General features: G+C 72.8%; 16 protein-coding genes. 8 read left to right on the plus strand and 8 right to left on the minus strand.

What is annotated here, in order from left to right; genetic code table 11:
• Positions 1-37 precede the first annotated feature (37 nt).
• The 5 genes from lysS (at position 38) to CNX65_RS01710 (ending at position 5,416) form a co-directional block, all read left to right on the plus strand.
• On the plus strand, positions 38-1,549 hold the full coding sequence (gene lysS / locus CNX65_RS01690; RefSeq protein WP_096491192.1) for a lysine--tRNA ligase: 1,512 nt from the start codon (positions 38-40) through the stop codon (positions 1,547-1,549).
• Positions 1,550-1,667: 118 nt separating this feature from the next.
• Positions 1,668-2,018 carry a histone-like nucleoid-structuring protein Lsr2 gene (locus CNX65_RS01695; protein WP_012782962.1) on the plus strand — a complete coding sequence of 117 codons (351 nt, stop codon included), beginning with the start codon at positions 1,668-1,670 and terminating at the stop codon, positions 2,016-2,018.
• A gap of 316 nt (positions 2,019-2,334) precedes the next feature.
• On the plus strand, positions 2,335-3,339 hold the full coding sequence (locus CNX65_RS01700) for a FecCD family ABC transporter permease (RefSeq protein WP_096491193.1): 1,005 nt from the start codon (positions 2,335-2,337) through the stop codon (positions 3,337-3,339).
• Complete coding sequence (locus CNX65_RS01705) at positions 3,336-4,571, plus strand: FecCD family ABC transporter permease (RefSeq protein WP_232519662.1); 1,236 nt, start codon at positions 3,336-3,338, stop codon at positions 4,569-4,571. Before CNX65_RS01700 ends, CNX65_RS01705 begins: the two co-directional genes overlap by 4 nt.
• Positions 4,568-5,416 carry an ABC transporter ATP-binding protein gene (locus CNX65_RS01710; protein ID WP_096491194.1) on the plus strand — a complete coding sequence of 283 codons (849 nt, stop codon included), beginning with the start codon at positions 4,568-4,570 and terminating at the stop codon, positions 5,414-5,416. Before CNX65_RS01705 ends, CNX65_RS01710 begins: the two co-directional genes overlap by 4 nt.
• A gap of 27 nt (positions 5,417-5,443) precedes the next feature.
• Here the strand turns inward: CNX65_RS01710 and CNX65_RS01715 are convergent, their stop codons facing one another.
• Positions 5,444-6,259: a (2Fe-2S)-binding protein gene (locus tag CNX65_RS01715; protein WP_096491195.1), complete on the minus strand. Its 816-nt coding sequence runs from the start codon at positions 6,257-6,259 to the stop codon at positions 5,444-5,446.
• Positions 6,260-6,529: 270 nt separating this feature from the next.
• On the opposite strand from CNX65_RS01715, the gene CNX65_RS01720 reads away from it, so the two are divergent.
• Entirely contained in the window at positions 6,530-9,088 is a 2,559-nt protein-coding gene (locus tag CNX65_RS01720) for an ATP-dependent Clp protease ATP-binding subunit (protein ID WP_096491196.1), read from the plus strand.
• 128 nt (positions 9,089-9,216) lie between these two features.
• Here CNX65_RS01720 and pcp read toward each other — a convergent pair whose 3' ends face one another.
• Entirely contained in the window at positions 9,217-9,861 is a 645-nt protein-coding gene (gene pcp / locus CNX65_RS01725; protein WP_012782968.1) for a pyroglutamyl-peptidase I, read from the minus strand.
• Between the two features lie 18 nt (positions 9,862-9,879).
• On the opposite strand from pcp, the gene CNX65_RS01730 reads away from it, so the two are divergent.
• Positions 9,880-10,851 (plus strand): endonuclease/exonuclease/phosphatase family protein, encoded by a 972-nt coding sequence (locus CNX65_RS01730; RefSeq protein ID WP_096491197.1) that lies wholly within the window; start codon positions 9,880-9,882, stop codon positions 10,849-10,851.
• 42 nt (positions 10,852-10,893) lie between these two features.
• Here CNX65_RS01730 and CNX65_RS01735 read toward each other — a convergent pair whose 3' ends face one another.
• Genes CNX65_RS01735 through CNX65_RS01745 form a run of 3 tightly spaced genes read right to left on the minus strand, consistent with a single transcriptional unit; the run spans position 10,894 to position 13,477 of the window.
• Entirely contained in the window at positions 10,894-11,619 is a 726-nt protein-coding gene (locus CNX65_RS01735) for an SIR2 family NAD-dependent protein deacylase (protein ID WP_232519663.1), read from the minus strand.
• A gap of 58 nt (positions 11,620-11,677) precedes the next feature.
• Complete coding sequence (locus CNX65_RS01740; protein WP_096491199.1) at positions 11,678-11,989, minus strand: antibiotic biosynthesis monooxygenase family protein; 312 nt, start codon at positions 11,987-11,989, stop codon at positions 11,678-11,680.
• A gap of 9 nt (positions 11,990-11,998) precedes the next feature.
• The gene (locus CNX65_RS01745) at positions 11,999-13,477 is read right to left on the minus strand and encodes a M1 family metallopeptidase (RefSeq protein ID WP_096491200.1); all 1,479 of its coding nucleotides are present in this window, start codon (positions 13,475-13,477) and stop codon (positions 11,999-12,001) included.
• Positions 13,478-13,494: 17 nt separating this feature from the next.
• Between CNX65_RS01745 and CNX65_RS01750 the strand changes: the two genes are divergently transcribed.
• Positions 13,495-14,241: an alpha/beta fold hydrolase gene (locus CNX65_RS01750; protein WP_096491201.1), complete on the plus strand. Its 747-nt coding sequence runs from the start codon at positions 13,495-13,497 to the stop codon at positions 14,239-14,241.
• Here the strand turns inward: CNX65_RS01750 and CNX65_RS01755 are convergent.
• The 3 genes from CNX65_RS01755 to CNX65_RS01765 form a co-directional block, all read right to left on the minus strand.
• Positions 14,190-14,696: a 2'-5' RNA ligase family protein gene (locus tag CNX65_RS01755; RefSeq protein ID WP_096491202.1), complete on the minus strand. Its 507-nt coding sequence runs from the start codon at positions 14,694-14,696 to the stop codon at positions 14,190-14,192. The two genes, CNX65_RS01750 and CNX65_RS01755, sit on opposite strands and share 52 nt — an antisense overlap.
• 16 nt (positions 14,697-14,712) lie before the next feature.
• Positions 14,713-15,738: an HhH-GPD family protein gene (locus tag CNX65_RS01760; protein WP_232519664.1), complete on the minus strand. Its 1,026-nt coding sequence runs from the start codon at positions 15,736-15,738 to the stop codon at positions 14,713-14,715.
• An 88-nt stretch (positions 15,739-15,826) separates the two neighbouring features.
• On the minus strand, positions 15,827-16,318 hold the full coding sequence (locus CNX65_RS01765; protein ID WP_096491203.1) for a beta-class carbonic anhydrase: 492 nt from the start codon (positions 16,316-16,318) through the stop codon (positions 15,827-15,829).
• Positions 16,319-16,380 lie beyond the last annotated feature (62 nt).

A 16,380-nucleotide genomic window follows, 5' to 3' on the forward strand; every position in this document is an offset into this window, starting at 1 on the left:
TCGATTCCCCGATAGCCCTTTCCGTACCCTTCCCGGTGTGAGTGAGCAGCCGCAGAACGGTTCCCCGACCAGCGACGACGACCTTCCCGAGCAGCTCAGGGTCCGCAGGGAGAAGCGGGCGCGGCTGCTGGAGCGCGGAGTCGACCCGTACCCGGTCGAAGTCGCCCGCACGCACTCGCTGCGCGAGGTGCGCGAGGCGCACACCGGGCTGGAGCCCGACACCAGCACCGGCGAGGTGGTCGGCGTGACCGGCCGCGTCATGTTCATCCGGAACACCGGCAAGCTCGCCTTCGCGACCCTGCGCGAGGGCGACGGCACCGAGCTCCAGGCCATGCTGAGCCTGAACAAGGTCGGCGAGCAGGCGCTCGCCGACTGGAAGAGCGACGTCGACCTCGGCGACCACGTTTTCGTGCGCGGAGAAGTGATCACCTCCCGGCGCGGGGAACTGTCCGTGATGGCGGACGAGTGGGCCATCACGGCGAAGGCGCTGCGCCCGTTGCCGGTCGCCCACAAGGAACTCGCGGAGGAAACCCGCATTCGGCAGCGGTACGTCGACCTGATCCTGCGGGAACAGGCGCGCGACACCGTGCGCAACCGCGCCAAGCTGGTGCGCTCTCTGCGCGAGTCGTTCCACCGCAGGGGTTTCACCGAAGTCGAGACCCCGATGTTGCAGACCTTGCAGGGGGGTGCGGCGGCGCGGCCGTTCGTGACCCGCTCGAACGCGCTGGACATCGACCTGTTCCTGCGCATCGCGCCGGAGTTGTACCTGAAGAGGTGCGTGGTCGGCGGTATCGAGAAGGTCTTCGAGATCAACCGGAACTTCCGCAACGAGGGCATCGACTCCTCGCACTCGCCGGAGTTCTCGATGCTGGAGTACTACGAGGCGTACGCGACGTACGACACGAACGCGGTGATGACCAGGGAGCTGATCCAGGAGGCGGCCATGGCCGTCGCCGGTTCGCACGTGGTCACCCTGGTCGACGGCACCGAGTACGACCTGGGCGGCGAGTGGACCACGCTGACCATGTACGGCTCGCTGTCCGAGGCCGCAGGCGTCGAGGTCACGCCCGAGACCAGCGTCGACGACCTGCGCGCGCTCGCGGGGAAGGTGGGTCTGGAGACCGACCCGAAGCTCGGCCACGGCAAGCTCGTGGAGGAGCTGTGGGAGCACCTGGTGGGCGACCACCTGCACGCGCCCACGTTCGTCCGGGATTTCCCGGTCGAGACCTCGCCGCTGACCCGCCAGCACCGCAGCACCCCCGGTGTGGCGGAAAAGTGGGACCTCTACGTGCGCGGTTTCGAGTTGGCGACCGGATACTCCGAACTGGTCGACCCGGTGGTCGAGCGGGAGCGGTTGGAAGCGCAGGCCAGGCTGGGCGCGAGCGGTGACGTGGAAGCGATGCCGGTCGACGAAGACTTTCTGCGATCGCTGGAGTACGGAATGCCACCGAGCGGTGGTGTGGGAATGGGCATCGACCGCCTGCTGATGGCCATCACGGGCCTCGGTATCCGGGAGACGATCCTGTTCCCCCTCGTGCGCCCGGAATGAGTAACTTCTAGGACTCCGTGCGGCGCATTCCTCGACTTGTGCGCTAACCTGCTGGCGCACATGTTTTTTGGTCGCGGTCGGGGAGCACGCCGCGCATTCGAGTCCCAGGAGGATACGCATGGCGCAGAAGGTCACCGTGACCCTGGTCGATGACCTGGACGGCGGTGTCGCCGAGGAGACGGTCGACTTCGGCCTGGACGGTGTGGCTTACCAGATCGACCTTTCTTCGGTGAATGCGGGCAAGCTGCGCTCCGCGCTCGGCGCGTTCACCACCGCCGCCCGCAAGACCGGTGGTCGCAAGCGCGGCCCCGGCCGCCCGGCAGGCGTGAAGGCCGCCGCCCGACCCGCCTCGGCGGACCGCGAGCAGAACCAGGCGATTCGGGAGTGGGCCCGCAAGCAGGGCATGAAGGTCTCCGACCGCGGTCGCATCCCGGCCGAGGTGCTGGAGGCCTACCACCAGCAGGGGTGAGGATTGAGTGGCGCTCGCCACGGCAATTCCACTGACCCGCGAAGGGGTGCCGGATGAATGATCCGGCACCCCTTCGGCTTGTTTTGACAAAGTTCTCCGGAGTCAACGGGCAATACCCAAATGAGACGTGCGTCGCGCTTCGATCTTGGGTTGCCGGGTGGTTTGCCCTGCGGTTCCCACTGCGGGTGCGCGACCGATCACCCAGGGAAAACCCCCGCGACTTGTCGGGGTCGTCCGGGGGAACCCGCTGGTCACGACGCCGGGCAAGTTCGGTTAGGCTCACCTCACCGTCCACGGCGGGGCATGAGGAGAGCGCGTGGTGACCGTCCGCACGACCCGCCGCTACGGCGTGCTCGCGCTGCTGCTGGGCGCCCTCGCCCTGGCCGCCGCCGCGAGCGTCGCGTTCGGCTCCAAGTCGATCGACCTCGGCTCGGTGGCGCACGCGCTGCTCAGCCCGACCGGCACCGAGGACGACTCGATCGTCCGCGAGCTGCGCCTGCCCAGGACGGGCCTCGCGCTCGCGGTCGGCGTGGCGCTCGGCGTCGGCGGCGCGCTGATCCAGGGCCACACCCGCAACCCGCTGGCCGACCCCGGCGTCCTGGGCATCAACCAGGGCGCGGGCTTCGCCGTGGTCCTCGCGATCTCCCTGCTGGGCGTGACCAGCCCGCTCGGCTACGTCTGGTTCGCCTTCGCGGGCGCGCTCGCCGCCAGCGTCGTGGTCTTCCTGCTCGGCTCCGGCCGGGGCGGGCCCACCCCGGTCACCCTCGCCCTCTCGGGCGCCGCGGTCAGCGCGCTGCTCCAGGGCCTGATCTCCGGCGTGGTGCTGTCCGACCGGCAGAGCCTGGACTCGTTCCGGTTCTGGCAGGTCGGGTCGGTCGAGGGGCGCGACGTCGAGGTCCTGTGGCAGGTGCTGCCGTTCCTGGTCGTCGGGCTGGTGCTCGCGGCGTTCAACGCGCCCGGCCTCAACGCCCTCTCGCTCGGCGACGAGGTGGCCCGCTCGCTGGGGCAGGACGTGAACCGCACCAGGGCGCTGGGCGTCGGCGCGGTCACCCTGCTGGTCGGCGGCTCGGTCGCGGCCTGCGGGCCGATCGGCTTCCTCGGCCTGGTGGTCCCGCACGCCGCCCGCGCGGTGACCGGGCCGGACCACCGGTGGCTGCTGCCGGTGGCCGGGCTGATGGGCGGCGTGCTGCTGCTCGTGGCGGACGTCCTCGGCCGGGTGGTCGCCCGGCCCGGCGAGTTGGAGGTCGGCATCGTGATGGCCCTGGTGGGCGCCCCGTTCTTCGTCGCGCTGGTCCGCCGCCGGAACCTGGTGAAGCTGTGAGCGGGGACGGCGGCGCGGCGGGGGAGGGGGCCGCGGTGACCGGGCCCCCGGCGGACGGCGCCGCGGACAGCGCCGCGGACGGCTCGGCGAGGGGCGCGCCCGCGACCGGCGCCACCTCGGTCGGCCTCGCGTCCGGCGTCCCGGTCGGCGGCGACGCGCTCGCGCGCCCGACCGTGAAGGGCCGCACCGGCGTCCGCCTCGGCCCGTTCTCCTGGCCGCTGCGCCCGCGCCCGATCGCCCTGGTCGTCGGCGGCCTCGCGCTCGCCGCGGCCGTCCTCTCCGTCGCCATCGCCTACGGCGACTTCCCGATCAGCCTCGGCCAGGTCGTCGACGTGCTGCTCGGCGGCGGCAGCCGCAGCCAGCGGTTCGTCGTGGTGGAGCTGCGCCTGCCGCGCGTGCTCACCGGCCTGCTCGTCGGCGCCGCGCTCGCCGCCTCCGGCGCGATCTTCCAGGCCATCTCCCGCAACCCGCTGGCCACCCCGGACATCATCGGCGTCACCTGGGGCGCGGGCACCGGCGCGGTGCTGGTCATCGTCCTGGCGGGCAGCTCCGGCGCGGTCGCGGGCGCGGTCGCCCAGGTCGGCGTCCCGCTGGCCGCGCTCGCCGGGGGCCTGATCGCCGGGCTGGTGGTCCACGGCATCGCCTGGCGGCGCGGCATCGAGGGCTTCCGGCTCGTCCTGGTCGGCGTCGGCGTCACCGCGATCACCGCGAACGCCACCCAGTACCTGCTCACCAAGGCCGACGTGAACGACACCGCCCGCGCCATGGTCTGGATCGCGGGCAGCCTCAACAACCGGGGCTGGGAGCACATCGTCCCGGTCGCGCTCGCCCTGGTCGTGCTGCTGCCCGCCTCGGTGCTGGCCACCCGCACGCTCGGCGCGCTCCAGTTCGGCGACGACACCACCAGGGGCCTCGGCGTGCGGCTCAACGGCGCCCGCACCGCCCTGCTGCTGCTCGGCGTCGTGCTCGCCGCCGTGGCCACCGCCGCCGCGGGCCCCATCGGGTTCGTGGCGCTGGCCGCCCCGCAGATCGCCGTGCGCCTGGCGGGCACCGCGACCCCGCCGCTGTTCGGCTCGGCCGTCGTCGGCGCCGTGCTGGTCGTGCTCTCCGACCTGATCGCCCGGCAGCTGGTCGACGGCACGGAGCTGCCGGTCGGCGTGGTCACCGCCGTGCTCGGCGCCCCGTACCTGATGCACCTGCTCATCCGCAGCCGCCGGGAGGCGAGGACATGACCACGGCACCCCCGTCCCCCAGCGCGCGCCTGCGCGCCCGCGAGCTGTCGATCGGCTACGGCGACCGGTTGGTCGTCGACCGGCTCGACCTGGACGTGCTCGACGGCGCCGTCACCGCCGTCATCGGCCCCAACGGCTGCGGCAAGTCCACGGTGCTGCGCGCGCTCGCCCGCCTGCTGCCCACCAGGGGCGGGCAGGTCCTGCTCGACGGCAGGCCGATCACGCAGGCGCCCACCCGCGAGGTGGCCAAGGTGCTCGGGATGCTGCCGCAGACCCCGCAGGGCCCCGAGGGGCTGACCGTGGCCGACCTGGTCGCCAGGGGCAGGCACCCGCACCAGGCCTGGTACCGGCAGTGGTCCGGAGACGACGAGGCCGCCGTCGCCGAGGCGCTGCGGTTGACCGGCATGGAGGACCTCGCCGAGCGCACCCTGGACCAGCTCTCCGGCGGCCAGCGCCAGCGCGCCTGGATCTCCATGGCGCTCGCCCAGGGCACCGACCTGCTGCTGCTCGACGAGCCGACGACCTACCTGGACCTCGCGCACCAGATCGACGTGCTGGACCTGGTGCGGCTGCTGCACGCCGAGGGCGGGCGCACGATCGTCATGGTGCTGCACGACCTGAACCTCGCCGCCCGCTACGCCGACCACCTGGTGGCCATGAAGGACGGTCGGATCGTGGTGCAGGGCGCGCCGTCCGAGGTGCTGACCGAGGAGGTGCTGGAGGAGGTGTTCGGGCTGGAGGCCGCCGTCATCGCGGACCCGGTCGCGGGCACCCCGATGGTGGTGCCGATCCGGTCCACGACGCACGCGGCGGCCAACCGCAGGCAAGACCACCCGAAGGGCTGATCCTTCCAACGAACGGCGGAGAGCCGGTCACTTCCCGCAGACGCGGGGGCAGGTGTCACACGCCTGTGCCCCCGGAAGGGTGAAGTGGAAGCAGCAGCTCTCCCGGCGGCGCGTCCAGGTCCCGTCGACCACGCGCAACGTCGTCGCCGAGGTGTACGGGGCCTCGGGGAACGGCAGCAGCAGCGCGGAGTCCGCGACCCCGGCCGCCTCGTCGCCGCCGTGCAGCCCGGCCAGCCACGCCGAGCCGTCCAGCGCGTCCGTGGCCGCCGCCCACAGCGCCCGCCCGCCCAGCCGGGTGGTCGGGCCGTAGGCGGCGGCGAACGCGGCTGCGTGCCCGGCGAACCGGGCGCGCAGCAGCGCGGCCAGCGCGGACTCGTCGGCCACGACGGTCGCCTCGGGGTGGTTGCCCGCGGGATCGCCGGGCAGGCAGGCGAAGCCGCCCGCCAGCAGCGCGACGCCGACCACGTCGGGCCTGCCGTCGTCGGCCAGCCGCAGCGCCAGGTCCTCGGGGCGCAGCGACGGGACCCGGCGCGCCCGGTGGAACAGCGCGCCGCCGAGCATCCCGACCGCGCCCAGGTACCAGCCGAGCACGTACCCGGCCGTGGCGCGCTCGGTGGAGCCGCCGTGCCGCTCCCGGAGCCAGTCGGCGAGCTCGCCGCGCCAGGCGGTGAACCGCCCCGGATCGGCGAGCAGGTCGGAGCACCGGGTCCATCCATCGGGTGCGCCGCGGCCCGTTCGCTCGTAGCGGATCTCCAGCCACCCCACCAGGGAGGACGTGGCCGAAACGGTGTCCGCCAGGGGGTTCAGCGCGTCGCGGGGGTCGATCCGCGCCGGTACGGTCATGGGGAAGCAGGGTCCTTGTGGTCGTGCCGTCTGAGGTTTGCCTTACCTTACCAATGGCGGTGTTCGCGCTCAGCGGACAACGCCCGGTTCGCGGAATCTGCCTGGCAGATGACCCGTTGTAACCGGATGTAGGAGTTCCCCGAAGACGACAGGCTCTGAACGGAAGCGGAGAGCGACGGGGCAACGACTACAGTGGTCCCACGGTGCCGCGCTCTCCACGGATGCCAGTGGCGAGCCGAGGACCGCCGGCGCAGCAGTCAGGGAGTGCGAATGTTCGAGAGGTTCACCGACCGCGCGAGGCGGGTGGTTGTCCTGGCCCAGGAAGAGGCCAGGATGCTCAACCACAACTACATCGGCACCGAGCACATCCTCCTGGGTTTGATCCACGAGGGTGAGGGTGTCGCCGCCAAGGCGCTGGAGTCGTTGGGGATCGCGCTGGAGGGCGTGCGCCAGCAGGTCGAGGAGATCATCGGCCAGGGCCAGCAGGCACCCAGCGGGCACATCCCCTTCACCCCGCGCGCCAAGAAGGTTCTGGAGCTGTCGCTGCGCGAGGCGCTGCAGCTCGGGCACAACTACATCGGCACGGAGCACATCCTGCTCGGCCTGATCCGCGAGGGCGAGGGCGTCGCCGCCCAGGTCCTCGTGAAGCTGGGCGCGGACCTCAACCGGGTCCGCCAGCAGGTGCTCCAGCTGCTCTCCGGCTACTCCGGCGGCAAGGAGCCCGCCGAGGCCGGTGGCCGGGGCGAGGGCACGCCGTCCTCGTCGCTGGTGCTGGACCAGTTCGGCCGCAACCTGACCTCCATGGCCCGCGAGGGCAAGCTCGACCCGGTCATCGGGCGGGCCAAGGAGATCGAGCGGGTCATGCAGGTGCTGTCCCGGCGCACCAAGAACAACCCGGTGCTCATCGGCGAGCCCGGCGTCGGCAAGACCGCCGTCGTCGAGGGCCTGGCGCAGATGGTCGTCAAGGGCGAGGTGCCCGAGACGCTGAAGGACAAGCAGCTCTACACGCTCGACCTCAGCTCGCTGGTGGCCGGTTCCCGCTACCGCGGCGACTTCGAGGAGCGCCTGAAGAAGGTGCTCAAGGAGATCCGCACCCGCGGCGACATCATCCTGTTCATCGACGAGATCCACACCCTGGTCGGCGCGGGCGCCGCCGAGGGCGCGATCGACGCCGCGAGCATCCTCAAGCCGATGCTGGCGCGCGGTGAGCTCCAGACCATCGGCGCCACCACGCTCGACGAGTACCGCAAGTACGTCGAGAAGGACCCGGCGCTCGAGCGCCGCTTCCAGCCGATCCAGGTGGGCGAGCCCTCCCTGGAGCACACGATCGAGATCCTCAAGGGCCTGCGCGACCGGTACGAGGCGCACCACCGCGTCTCGATCACCGACTCGGCGCTGGTGGCCGCGGCGACGCTGGCCGACCGGTACATCAACGACCGGTACCTGCCGGACAAGGCGATCGACCTCATCGACGAGGCGGGCGCGCGGATGCGCATCCGCCGGATGACCGCGCCGCCGGACCTGCGCGAGTTCGACGAGAAGATCGCGGACGTGCGCCGCGACAAGGAGTCCGCGATCGACGCGCAGGACTTCGAGCGCGCCGCGAAGCTCCGCGACCAGGAGAAGACCCTGCTGGGCCAGAAGGCCGAGCGGGAGAAGCAGTGGAAGGACGGCGACCTCGACGTCGTCGCCGAGGTCGACGAGGAGCAGATCGCCGAGGTCCTGGCGAACTGGACGGGCATCCCGGTCTTCAAGCTGACCGAGGAGGAGACCACCCGCCTGCTGCGCATGGAGGACGAGCTCCACAAGCGCATCATCGGCCAGGTCGAGGCCGTCAAGGCCGTCTCGCAGGCCATCCGGCGCACCCGCGCCGGCCTGAAGGACCCCAAGCGCCCCGCGGGCTCGTTCATCTTCGCCGGCCCGTCCGGCGTCGGCAAGACCGAGCTGTCCAAGGCGCTGGCGAACTTCCTGTTCGGCGAGGACGACGCGCTCATCCAGATCGACATGGGCGAGTTCCACGACCGCTACACCGCCTCGCGGCTCTTCGGCGCGCCTCCCGGCTACGTCGGCTACGAGGAGGGCGGCCAGCTCACCGAGAAGGTGCGGCGCAAGCCGTTCTCGGTCGTGCTGTTCGACGAGATCGAGAAGGCCCACAACGAGGTCTATAACACCCTCCTGCAGGTGCTGGAGGACGGTCGCCTCACGGACGGCCAGGGCCGGACGGTGGACTTCAAGAACACCGTCATCATCTTCACGTCGAACCTCGGCACCTCGGACATCTCGAAGGCCGTCGGACTGGGCTTCGCGTCGGGGCAGGACAACGCCTCGAACTACGAGCGCATGAAGAACAAGGTCAACGACGAGCTGAAGAAGCACTTCCGCCCGGAGTTCCTCAACCGCATCGACGACATCATCGTGTTCCACCAGCTGACTCGCGAAGAGATCATCAAGATGGTGGACCTGCTGATCGCCCGCGTCGAGACGCAGCTGAAGAACAAGGACATGGCGATCGAGCTGACCGAGAAGGCCAAGCAGCTGCTGGCCAAGCGGGGCTTCGACCCCGTGCTCGGCGCCCGCCCGCTGCGCAGGACCATCCAGCGCGAGATCGAGGACCAGCTGTCGGAGAAGATCCTGTTCGGGGAGATCCAGCCCGGCCAGATCGTCATCACCGACGTCGAGGGCTGGGACGGCGAGTCCGACCAGCACGACAAGGCGAAGTTCGTCTTCCGCAGCGAGCCGAAGCCGACCAAGGTCCCCGACTCCCCGCCGGTGGACCTGGCCTCGGCGGGCGGCGACGACTCCGCCCAGGGCGAGGCCTCGGGCGAGTGATTTGAGGCGGTCCGCCGCCCTGGAGTTCGAGGAACAGCAGGGGAGCCCCCGTGGAGTCCACGGGGGCTCCCCTGCGTCGTGAGGCGGTCCGCCGCCGGCCAGCCGGGGGCCCGCCGGTCCGGCGCGGGCTAGCTGAGGGTGCCGGTGCTGATCGCCAGGTCGTCGGTGGTGCTCAGGCAGGTCGCCACGATCAGCCCCAGCGCGTCCGCCGTCCGCGACACCTCCAGGCTGGGCACGCCCTCCCGGTCCGCCACCTGCTCCGGCGCGAACGGCACGTGCACGAACCCGCCCCGCAGGTCCGGGAAGTCCGTCGCCACCAGGTGCATCAGCGCGTAGAACACGTGGTTGCACACGAACGTGCCCGCCGTGTGCGACACCGAGGCCGGGATGCCCGCCTCCTCCAGCGCCGCCACGCACGCCTTCACCGGCAGCCCGGTGAAGTACGCCGCCGGGCCGCCCTCCACCACCGGCACGTCGATCGGCTGCGCCCCGTCGTTGTCCGGGATGCGCGCGTCCGCGAGGTTGATCGCCACCCGCTCCGGCGTGACCCCGCTCCGCCCGCCCGCCTGCCCGACGCACACCACCAGGTCCGGCCGGTGCCGCTCCACCGCCTCCCGCAGCGCGCGGGCCGAGGCGTCGAAGGCGCACGGCAGCTCCACCGCGATGAGCGAGGGATCGCGCTCGGCCAGCTCGCGCACGGCGTCCCACGACGGGTTGGTGCGCTCGCCTCCGAACGGCTCGAAACCGGTGATCAGCACTGTCGGGTCGTCCATTCGGGCAGACTAGACGGTGTGATCGAAGCTCCGGCGCGCCGCGTGGGGGGTCGCACCGCGACGGCCCTGGTGGTCCTGCTCGCGGTCGGGTTCCTCGTCCCGGCGCTCACCCGCCTGCTCGGCGTCGACGGCAACCGCTACCTGGCGGCGACCACCGCGCTGACCCCGCTGGTGACCGCCGCGGGCGTCCTGGTCGGCGCGCTGGCGCTGCTGCTGCGCCGCTGGCCGGTCGCGCTGGTCGTCCTGCCGGTCTGCCTGCTCCTGGCCGCCTCCCTCACCCCCAGGGCGATCGCGGACGACCGCCCGGCGGGCGCGGGCCTGCCGCTGCGCGTGATGGCCTCGAACTTCCTCGTGGGCAAGGCCGACGCGGAGGTGGTCGTGCGCGAGGTGATCGAGCGGGACGTCGACGTGCTGGCCATGCAGGAGCTGTCCCCGGCCATGGTGCGGGACCTGGAGGACGCCGGGCTGGACGCCGTGCTGCCGCACCGGGTGCTCGAGGACGAGCCGGGCGGCTCGGGCTCCGGCATCGCCTCCCGCTACCCGCTCACCCCGGCGCACCTGGTCGGCCCCAGCTCCTTCCGGCAGGCGAGCGCCGTGGTGGAGCTTCCCAACGGCAACGACGTCGAGGTCGTGTCGGTGCACCCGATGCCACCGGTCGAGCCCCAGGGCCCCGCGCAGTGGCGGCGGGACCTCGCCGCGCTGCCGCCCAGGAACGCCGACGGCCCGATCCGGGTCCTCGCGGGCGACTTCAACGCCACCCTCGACCACGCGCCCCTGCGCAGGCTCCTGGGCACCGGCTACGCGGACGCCGCCGACCGGGTCGGCGCGGGCCTGACCCCGACCTGGCCGAACGAGGGCGTCGTGCCGCCGCTGGTGGCGCTGGACCACGTGCTGGTGGACGACCGCTGCCCGGTGGACTGGTTCACGGCCGTGGACGTCCCCGGCAGCGACCACCGCGCGGTGGTCGCCCAGTTCGTCGTGCCGGACTGACCGGTGCCGGACCGACCGGTCCAGGGCGCGCTCACCGGGCGCTCAGCCCGCCGCGTCCGCCAACCGGTTCAGGAACTCCAGCGCCGTCTCCGGCACCGCGATCCCGCGCCCGTGCCGCACGTCCGCCTCGCGCGGGTTCACCCGCACCAGCGCCCCGGTCGCCGCGCTCGACAGCTCCGCGTACCGCCGCACCGTGGGCACCGCCGTCCCGGCCCCCAGCTCCAGCACCACCAGCCCGGACCCGGCCGCCCGCCGCCACCGCGCCAGCTCGGCCAGCTGCTCCCCGGTCCGGTGCTCCACCCACGAGGAGTCCCCGAACATCAGGATGTTCGGCCGCGCCACCCCGCCGCACCGGGGGCACGTCGGCAGCGGCGACACCGCGCGCATCGTCTCCGGGTCCACCTCCACCACGACCCCGTCCGCCGACCACACGTCGTCGGAGCACGGCTCCTGGCACTGCAGGTGGTGGATCGACCCGTGCACCTCGGCCACGCCCGCGAACCCGGCGAGCTGGAACTGGCCGTCCACGTTGGACGTGAACGCCCGCGCCCCCAACCGCCGCAGCACCGCGAACCCGGCGTGCGGCGCGGTCGCCCGGTACAGCGCCAACCGGTGCCCGTAGAACCCCCACGCGAACTCCGGGTCGCGCGCGAAGTGCACCGGGTCCGCGATCTCCTCGAAGCTCAGCCCGAGCCGCTCGTAGGGCGGGTAGGCGCGCCAGAAGCCCGCGCGCCCCCGGAAGTCGGGCAGGCCGGAGTCCACCCCCATCCCGGCGCCCGCGCACACCAGCAGCGCGCCCGCCCCCGAGACCAGCCGGGCCGCGCGGTCAGCCGCGCTCAGGCCAGGACTCCAGCACGACCTCGAACTCCAGCAGGTCCGCGCCCGTGGCCACCGGCTTGGCCCGCTCGCCCGCGTGCGCGGCCTCGGCGCGGCCCTTGCGCCAGTTGTCGAACGACTCGTCGTCGGCCCAGTGGGTCACCACGAAGTAGCGCGAGTCGCCGGCGACCGGGCGCAGCAGCTGGAAGCCCAGGAAGCCGGGCTCCTCGTCCACCGCGCGCAGCCGCGCCTCGAACCGCTTCTCCAGCTCGGGGCCGGACCCCTCGGGCACGTGGATCGCATTGATCTTCACAACCGCCATGCCGCCAGCCTATCCGCGCAGGCCGCCCGGCCACAGGTGCTCGTCGGCGGGGATCGCGCCACCCCGGAACCAGGCCTGGAAGAACGCCGACAGGTCCTGCCCGGACACCCGCTGCACGTGCGCCTCGAACTCCGGCCACGACGCGTTCGCGTCCAGGTGCTCGGAGACCCAGCTCTTCAGCACCCGGTCGAACGCCTCGTCGCCGATCCGCGCGCGCAGCGCGTGCACCGCCAGCTGGCCCTTGTCGTAGACGCCCCGGAACTCGTTGCCGCGCCCCATGTCGTACAGCTTCCGCGACCAGTACCCGGTGTTGCCGCGCCACTTCTCGACCTCTGCCCGGTAGTCCGCGTCCAGGTCCGCGCCCAGCGACTCGGCCCACAGCCAGGTCGAGTAGCTGGCGAAGCACTCGTTCAGGCAGATGTCCGCCCAGCTCTTGATGGTGACCGCGTCGCCGAACCACTGGTGCGCGTTCTCGTGCACCACCGTCTCCAGGTCCGCCCACGCCGCGTAGATCGGCCGGGTCTGCGTCTCCAGCGAGAACCCGATCCGGTCCGACAGGTAGATGCCGCCCGCCGCGTCGAACGGGTAGGGCCCGAACCGGTCGGCCAGGAACGCCAGCACGGACGGCAGCTCCCGCCCGTGCGCCCGCGCCGCCTCCGCGCCCGGCGCGTACGCGTTCACCACCGGCGTCCCGTCCGGCAGCTCGCCCCGCTCGAACTCCCACCGGTCGACCGCCACGGTGGTCAGGTAGGTCGCCACCGGCTCCGGGTGCTCCCAGCGGAACGCGGTCCAGCCGCCCTCGCTGGTCGAGCCCCTCTCCAGCCCGATCGACACCGCCGACCAGCCGTCCGGCACCCGCGCGCTCAGCGCGAACGACGCCTTGTCGCGCGGGGTGTCGTTGGCCGGGTACCAGGTGGTCGCCGAGTGCGGCTCGCCCGCCGCGAACGCCCCGCCGGACTCGGACCGCTGCCACCCGTTCGTGCCCAGCACGGGGTCCTGCAACGACTGCGGCTCACCCGAGTAGGCGACGACGGCGGTGAACTCCGCCCCCTCGGCCAGCGGCGTGGCCGGCGTGATCACCAGCTCCTGCTCGCCCTCGCGGGCGAACCCCGCGCCCTCGCCCCCGACCTCGACCGAGGAGACCTCCAGCCCGCGCAGGTCCAGGTTGAACGACACCAGGTCGGCGGTCGCCCGAGCGGTCACCCGCGCCACCCCGTCCAGGTGGCCGGTCGCCGGGTCGTAGCCGATGGACACGTCGTACCCGGCCACGTCGTAGCCGGTGTTCCCGTCCTCCGGGTAGTACGGGTCGCCCGCGCCCGCCCCGCCCCGCTGCCCCACCACGGCGGGCGTCGACGCGGGCGCGGGAGCCGTCGGGCTCTCCCGCGCTGTGTCCGACCCGTCGGGCAGGCGCACGACCAGCAGACCGGCGACGAGCAGCGCGACAGCGGTGATCAGGAGGTAAGGGCGGGCCCTGGGGCTGATGGCCATGCGGACATGATGCACGCATGAGCGTCATCGAGTTCGGGGGACAGGGGCAGGGCATCCTGCTGGTGCACGGCCTGATGAGCAGGGCGACCACCTGGTGGAAGGTGGCCCGCTGGCTGACCGCGCACGGCCGCGTCGTGGCCTACGACGCGCGCGGCCACGGGCGGAACCCGCAGCGCGGGCCGTTCCGCACGGAGGACTTCGTCGCCGACGCCGAGGCGCTCGTGGAACGCCTGGGACTGGGCCCGTGCGTGGTGTTAGGTCACTCGATGGGGGCGCTGCACGGGCTCGCGCTCGCCGCCGCGCGACCCGACCTGGTGCGCGCCGTCGTCGCGGAGGACTTCGTGCCGGACAACCGGGGCAGGTCCGTGGACGACTGGCGCTGGTACTTCGACGCCTGGCCGGTGCCGTTCCAGTCGCTGGCCCACGTGCGGTCCGTCGTGGACGTGCAGGGCGTGGAGGAGATGTTCGAGGAGCGCGGCGACGGCTACCACCTCATCGCCCAGCTGGAGGACCTCTACGAGATCGCCGCCGAGTGGGGCGAGCGGGCGTACTGGGACGTGGTGGACGCGGTCGCCTGCCCGGTGCTGGTCGTCGAGGCCGGGCTGCACCCGCTCGGACCCGGCCAGCAGGCCGAGGTGGCGCGCCGCACCGGCGGCGCGCACCTGCTCGTTCCCGAGTCGGGGCACGTCGTCCACGACGAGGCCCCCGACGTCTACCGGGGTGCCGTGGAAGCCTTCTTGAGCGGGCTCACCCCGCCGGTCTGAGTGTCCAGGACGGACAGCTCGCGCACCCGCGCCCGGATCGGCGGCACCGGGTTGACCTTCGCGAACGCCGCCGACACCTCGGCGGGCTCGCCCTTGAGCAGGGTGCAGCGCGGCGTCCACGAGCCGGGCAGGTGCCGGGCGGTCGGGTTGCGCACCCGGCCCGCCAGCACGTCGTGGATCGCCGAGTGCACGGCCAGCAGCTCGGCGTCCACGACGGCGGTCAGGTCCAGGGACGGCTCGGACTCGGCCGAGGTGCCCAGGGTTCGCAGCCACAGGTCCGGCAGCCACAGGTGCTCCAGGTCGGCGGCCAGCTCGGCCCGCACCTTGGGGCCGATCGCGGTCGCCGCCGCCCAGGTGACGTGCGGCGGGAACTCGGAGGTCGCGCCGAGCGCGCGCCACAGCGCCCGGACCGCCGAGTCCGCCTCCTCGTCGAACAGCACCACCAGCGCGTGCATCAGGGGCGCCCGCCGCTCACCCGTGCTCGCCGGGCAGCGCGAACAGCCCGGCGGCGGTCTGCTCGACCAGCCCGTCCACCAGCAGCGAGTGCAGGCACCGGTCCCGCTGGCCCGCGTCCGACCAGGCCCGGTCCAGCACCTCCTTGGCGACCGGCTCGGACGTGCCGCGCAGCACGTCCAGCAGCCGCCCGCGCACCTGCCGGTCGGTGCCCGCGAACTTCTGCACCGCCTTCGCGGGCCCGTCGTACGCGGGCCGCCCGTTGCGCTGCCACTGGCACGAGCCCAGCACCGGGCACACCGCGCAGCGCGGGGTCCTGGCCGTGCACACCAGCGCGCCCAGCTCCATCAGCGCCGCCGAGTAGGTCGCGGCCGACGCCTCGTCCTCGGGCAGCAGCGCCTCGACGTCCCGCAGGTCCCTGGTGGTCGACGGCGGGCCCGCGTCCCCGGCCCCGTGCACGGCCCGCGCCACGACGCGGCGGACGTTGGTGTCCACCACCGGGCAGCGGCGGCCGTAGGCGAAGGCGGCGACGGCCCGCGCGGTGTACGCGCCGATGCCGGGCAGGGCCAGCAGGGTCTCCACGTCGTCGGGGACGACGTCGTCGTGCTCGGCGGCGACGGCCTGGGCGGCGGCGTGCAGGCGCAGGGCGCGGCGCGGGTAGCCGAGCTTGCCCCACATGCGCAGCACCTCGCCCTGGGAGGCGGCGGCCATGTCGCTGGGCCTCGGCCACTTCTCCAGCCACACCCGCCAGATCGGCTCGACGCGGGCGACCGGGGTCTGCTGGAGCATGATCTCGCTGACCAGGACGCCCCAGGCGGTGCACTCGGGGTCGCGCCAGGGCAGGTCGCGGGCGGTGGCCGCGAACCAGGTGTTCAGCGTCGACGGGGGGAGGTGGGCGCTCTCCGGCTTCGCGGCGGTGCTCGTCGCGGCGGTGTTCTCCGCGGCGGGGTGCTCCGCTGGGTGCTCTGCGGCGGAACCCCCGGCGGCGGCGCTCGCGGTCCGGTTCGTCGCGCGGCTCGTGGTGGGACTCGTCGTGCGGCTCATGGTGCCGCCAGTGTGTCAGGACCCGGCGGCGGGCCGGGACCCGGCGGCGTGCCTCGTCGCCCGCCGCCGCGCCCGTCGGACCGCCCCGTCAGAGCACCTCGGTGAGCACCCCGGTGCGCACGTCGTAGACGAACCCGCGCACGGTGTCCTTGTGGATCAGGTACGGGCTGTTGCGCACCCGGTTCACCGAGCCGCGCACGCTGTCCTTCACCTCGCGGAACGCCTCCACCGACCACGGCGGGCGCATCCCGGAGTCGGTCTCCAGCTCGTCCTTGAAGGCGTCCTCGGTCACCAGTTCGAGGCCGCAGTTGGTGTGGTGCACCAGCAGCACCTCCTTGGTGCCGAGCTTGCGCTGGCTGAGCGCCAGCGAGCGGATCATGTCGTCGGTGACGACCCCGCCCGCGTTGCGCAGCACGTGCGCCTCGCCCTGCTTGAGGCCGAAGATCTCGAAGACCCTGATCCGGGAGTCCATGCAGGTCAGGATCGCCACCTGCATCGAGGGCATGGGGGAGGAGCGGTCGCCGGGGACGATGTTCCCCAGCTCCTCGTTCCGGCGGAGCAGCTCGTCGATCGCGGTCATGGCTCGGCACGCCTTCCGTGTCGTGGTGCTTCGCAGGCAGATTGGAACGGTTGGCACGGGTG

The sequence above is a fragment of the Actinosynnema pretiosum genome (genome assembly GCF_002354875.1).
GTDB lineage: Bacteria > Actinomycetota > Actinomycetes > Mycobacteriales > Pseudonocardiaceae > Actinosynnema > Actinosynnema auranticum.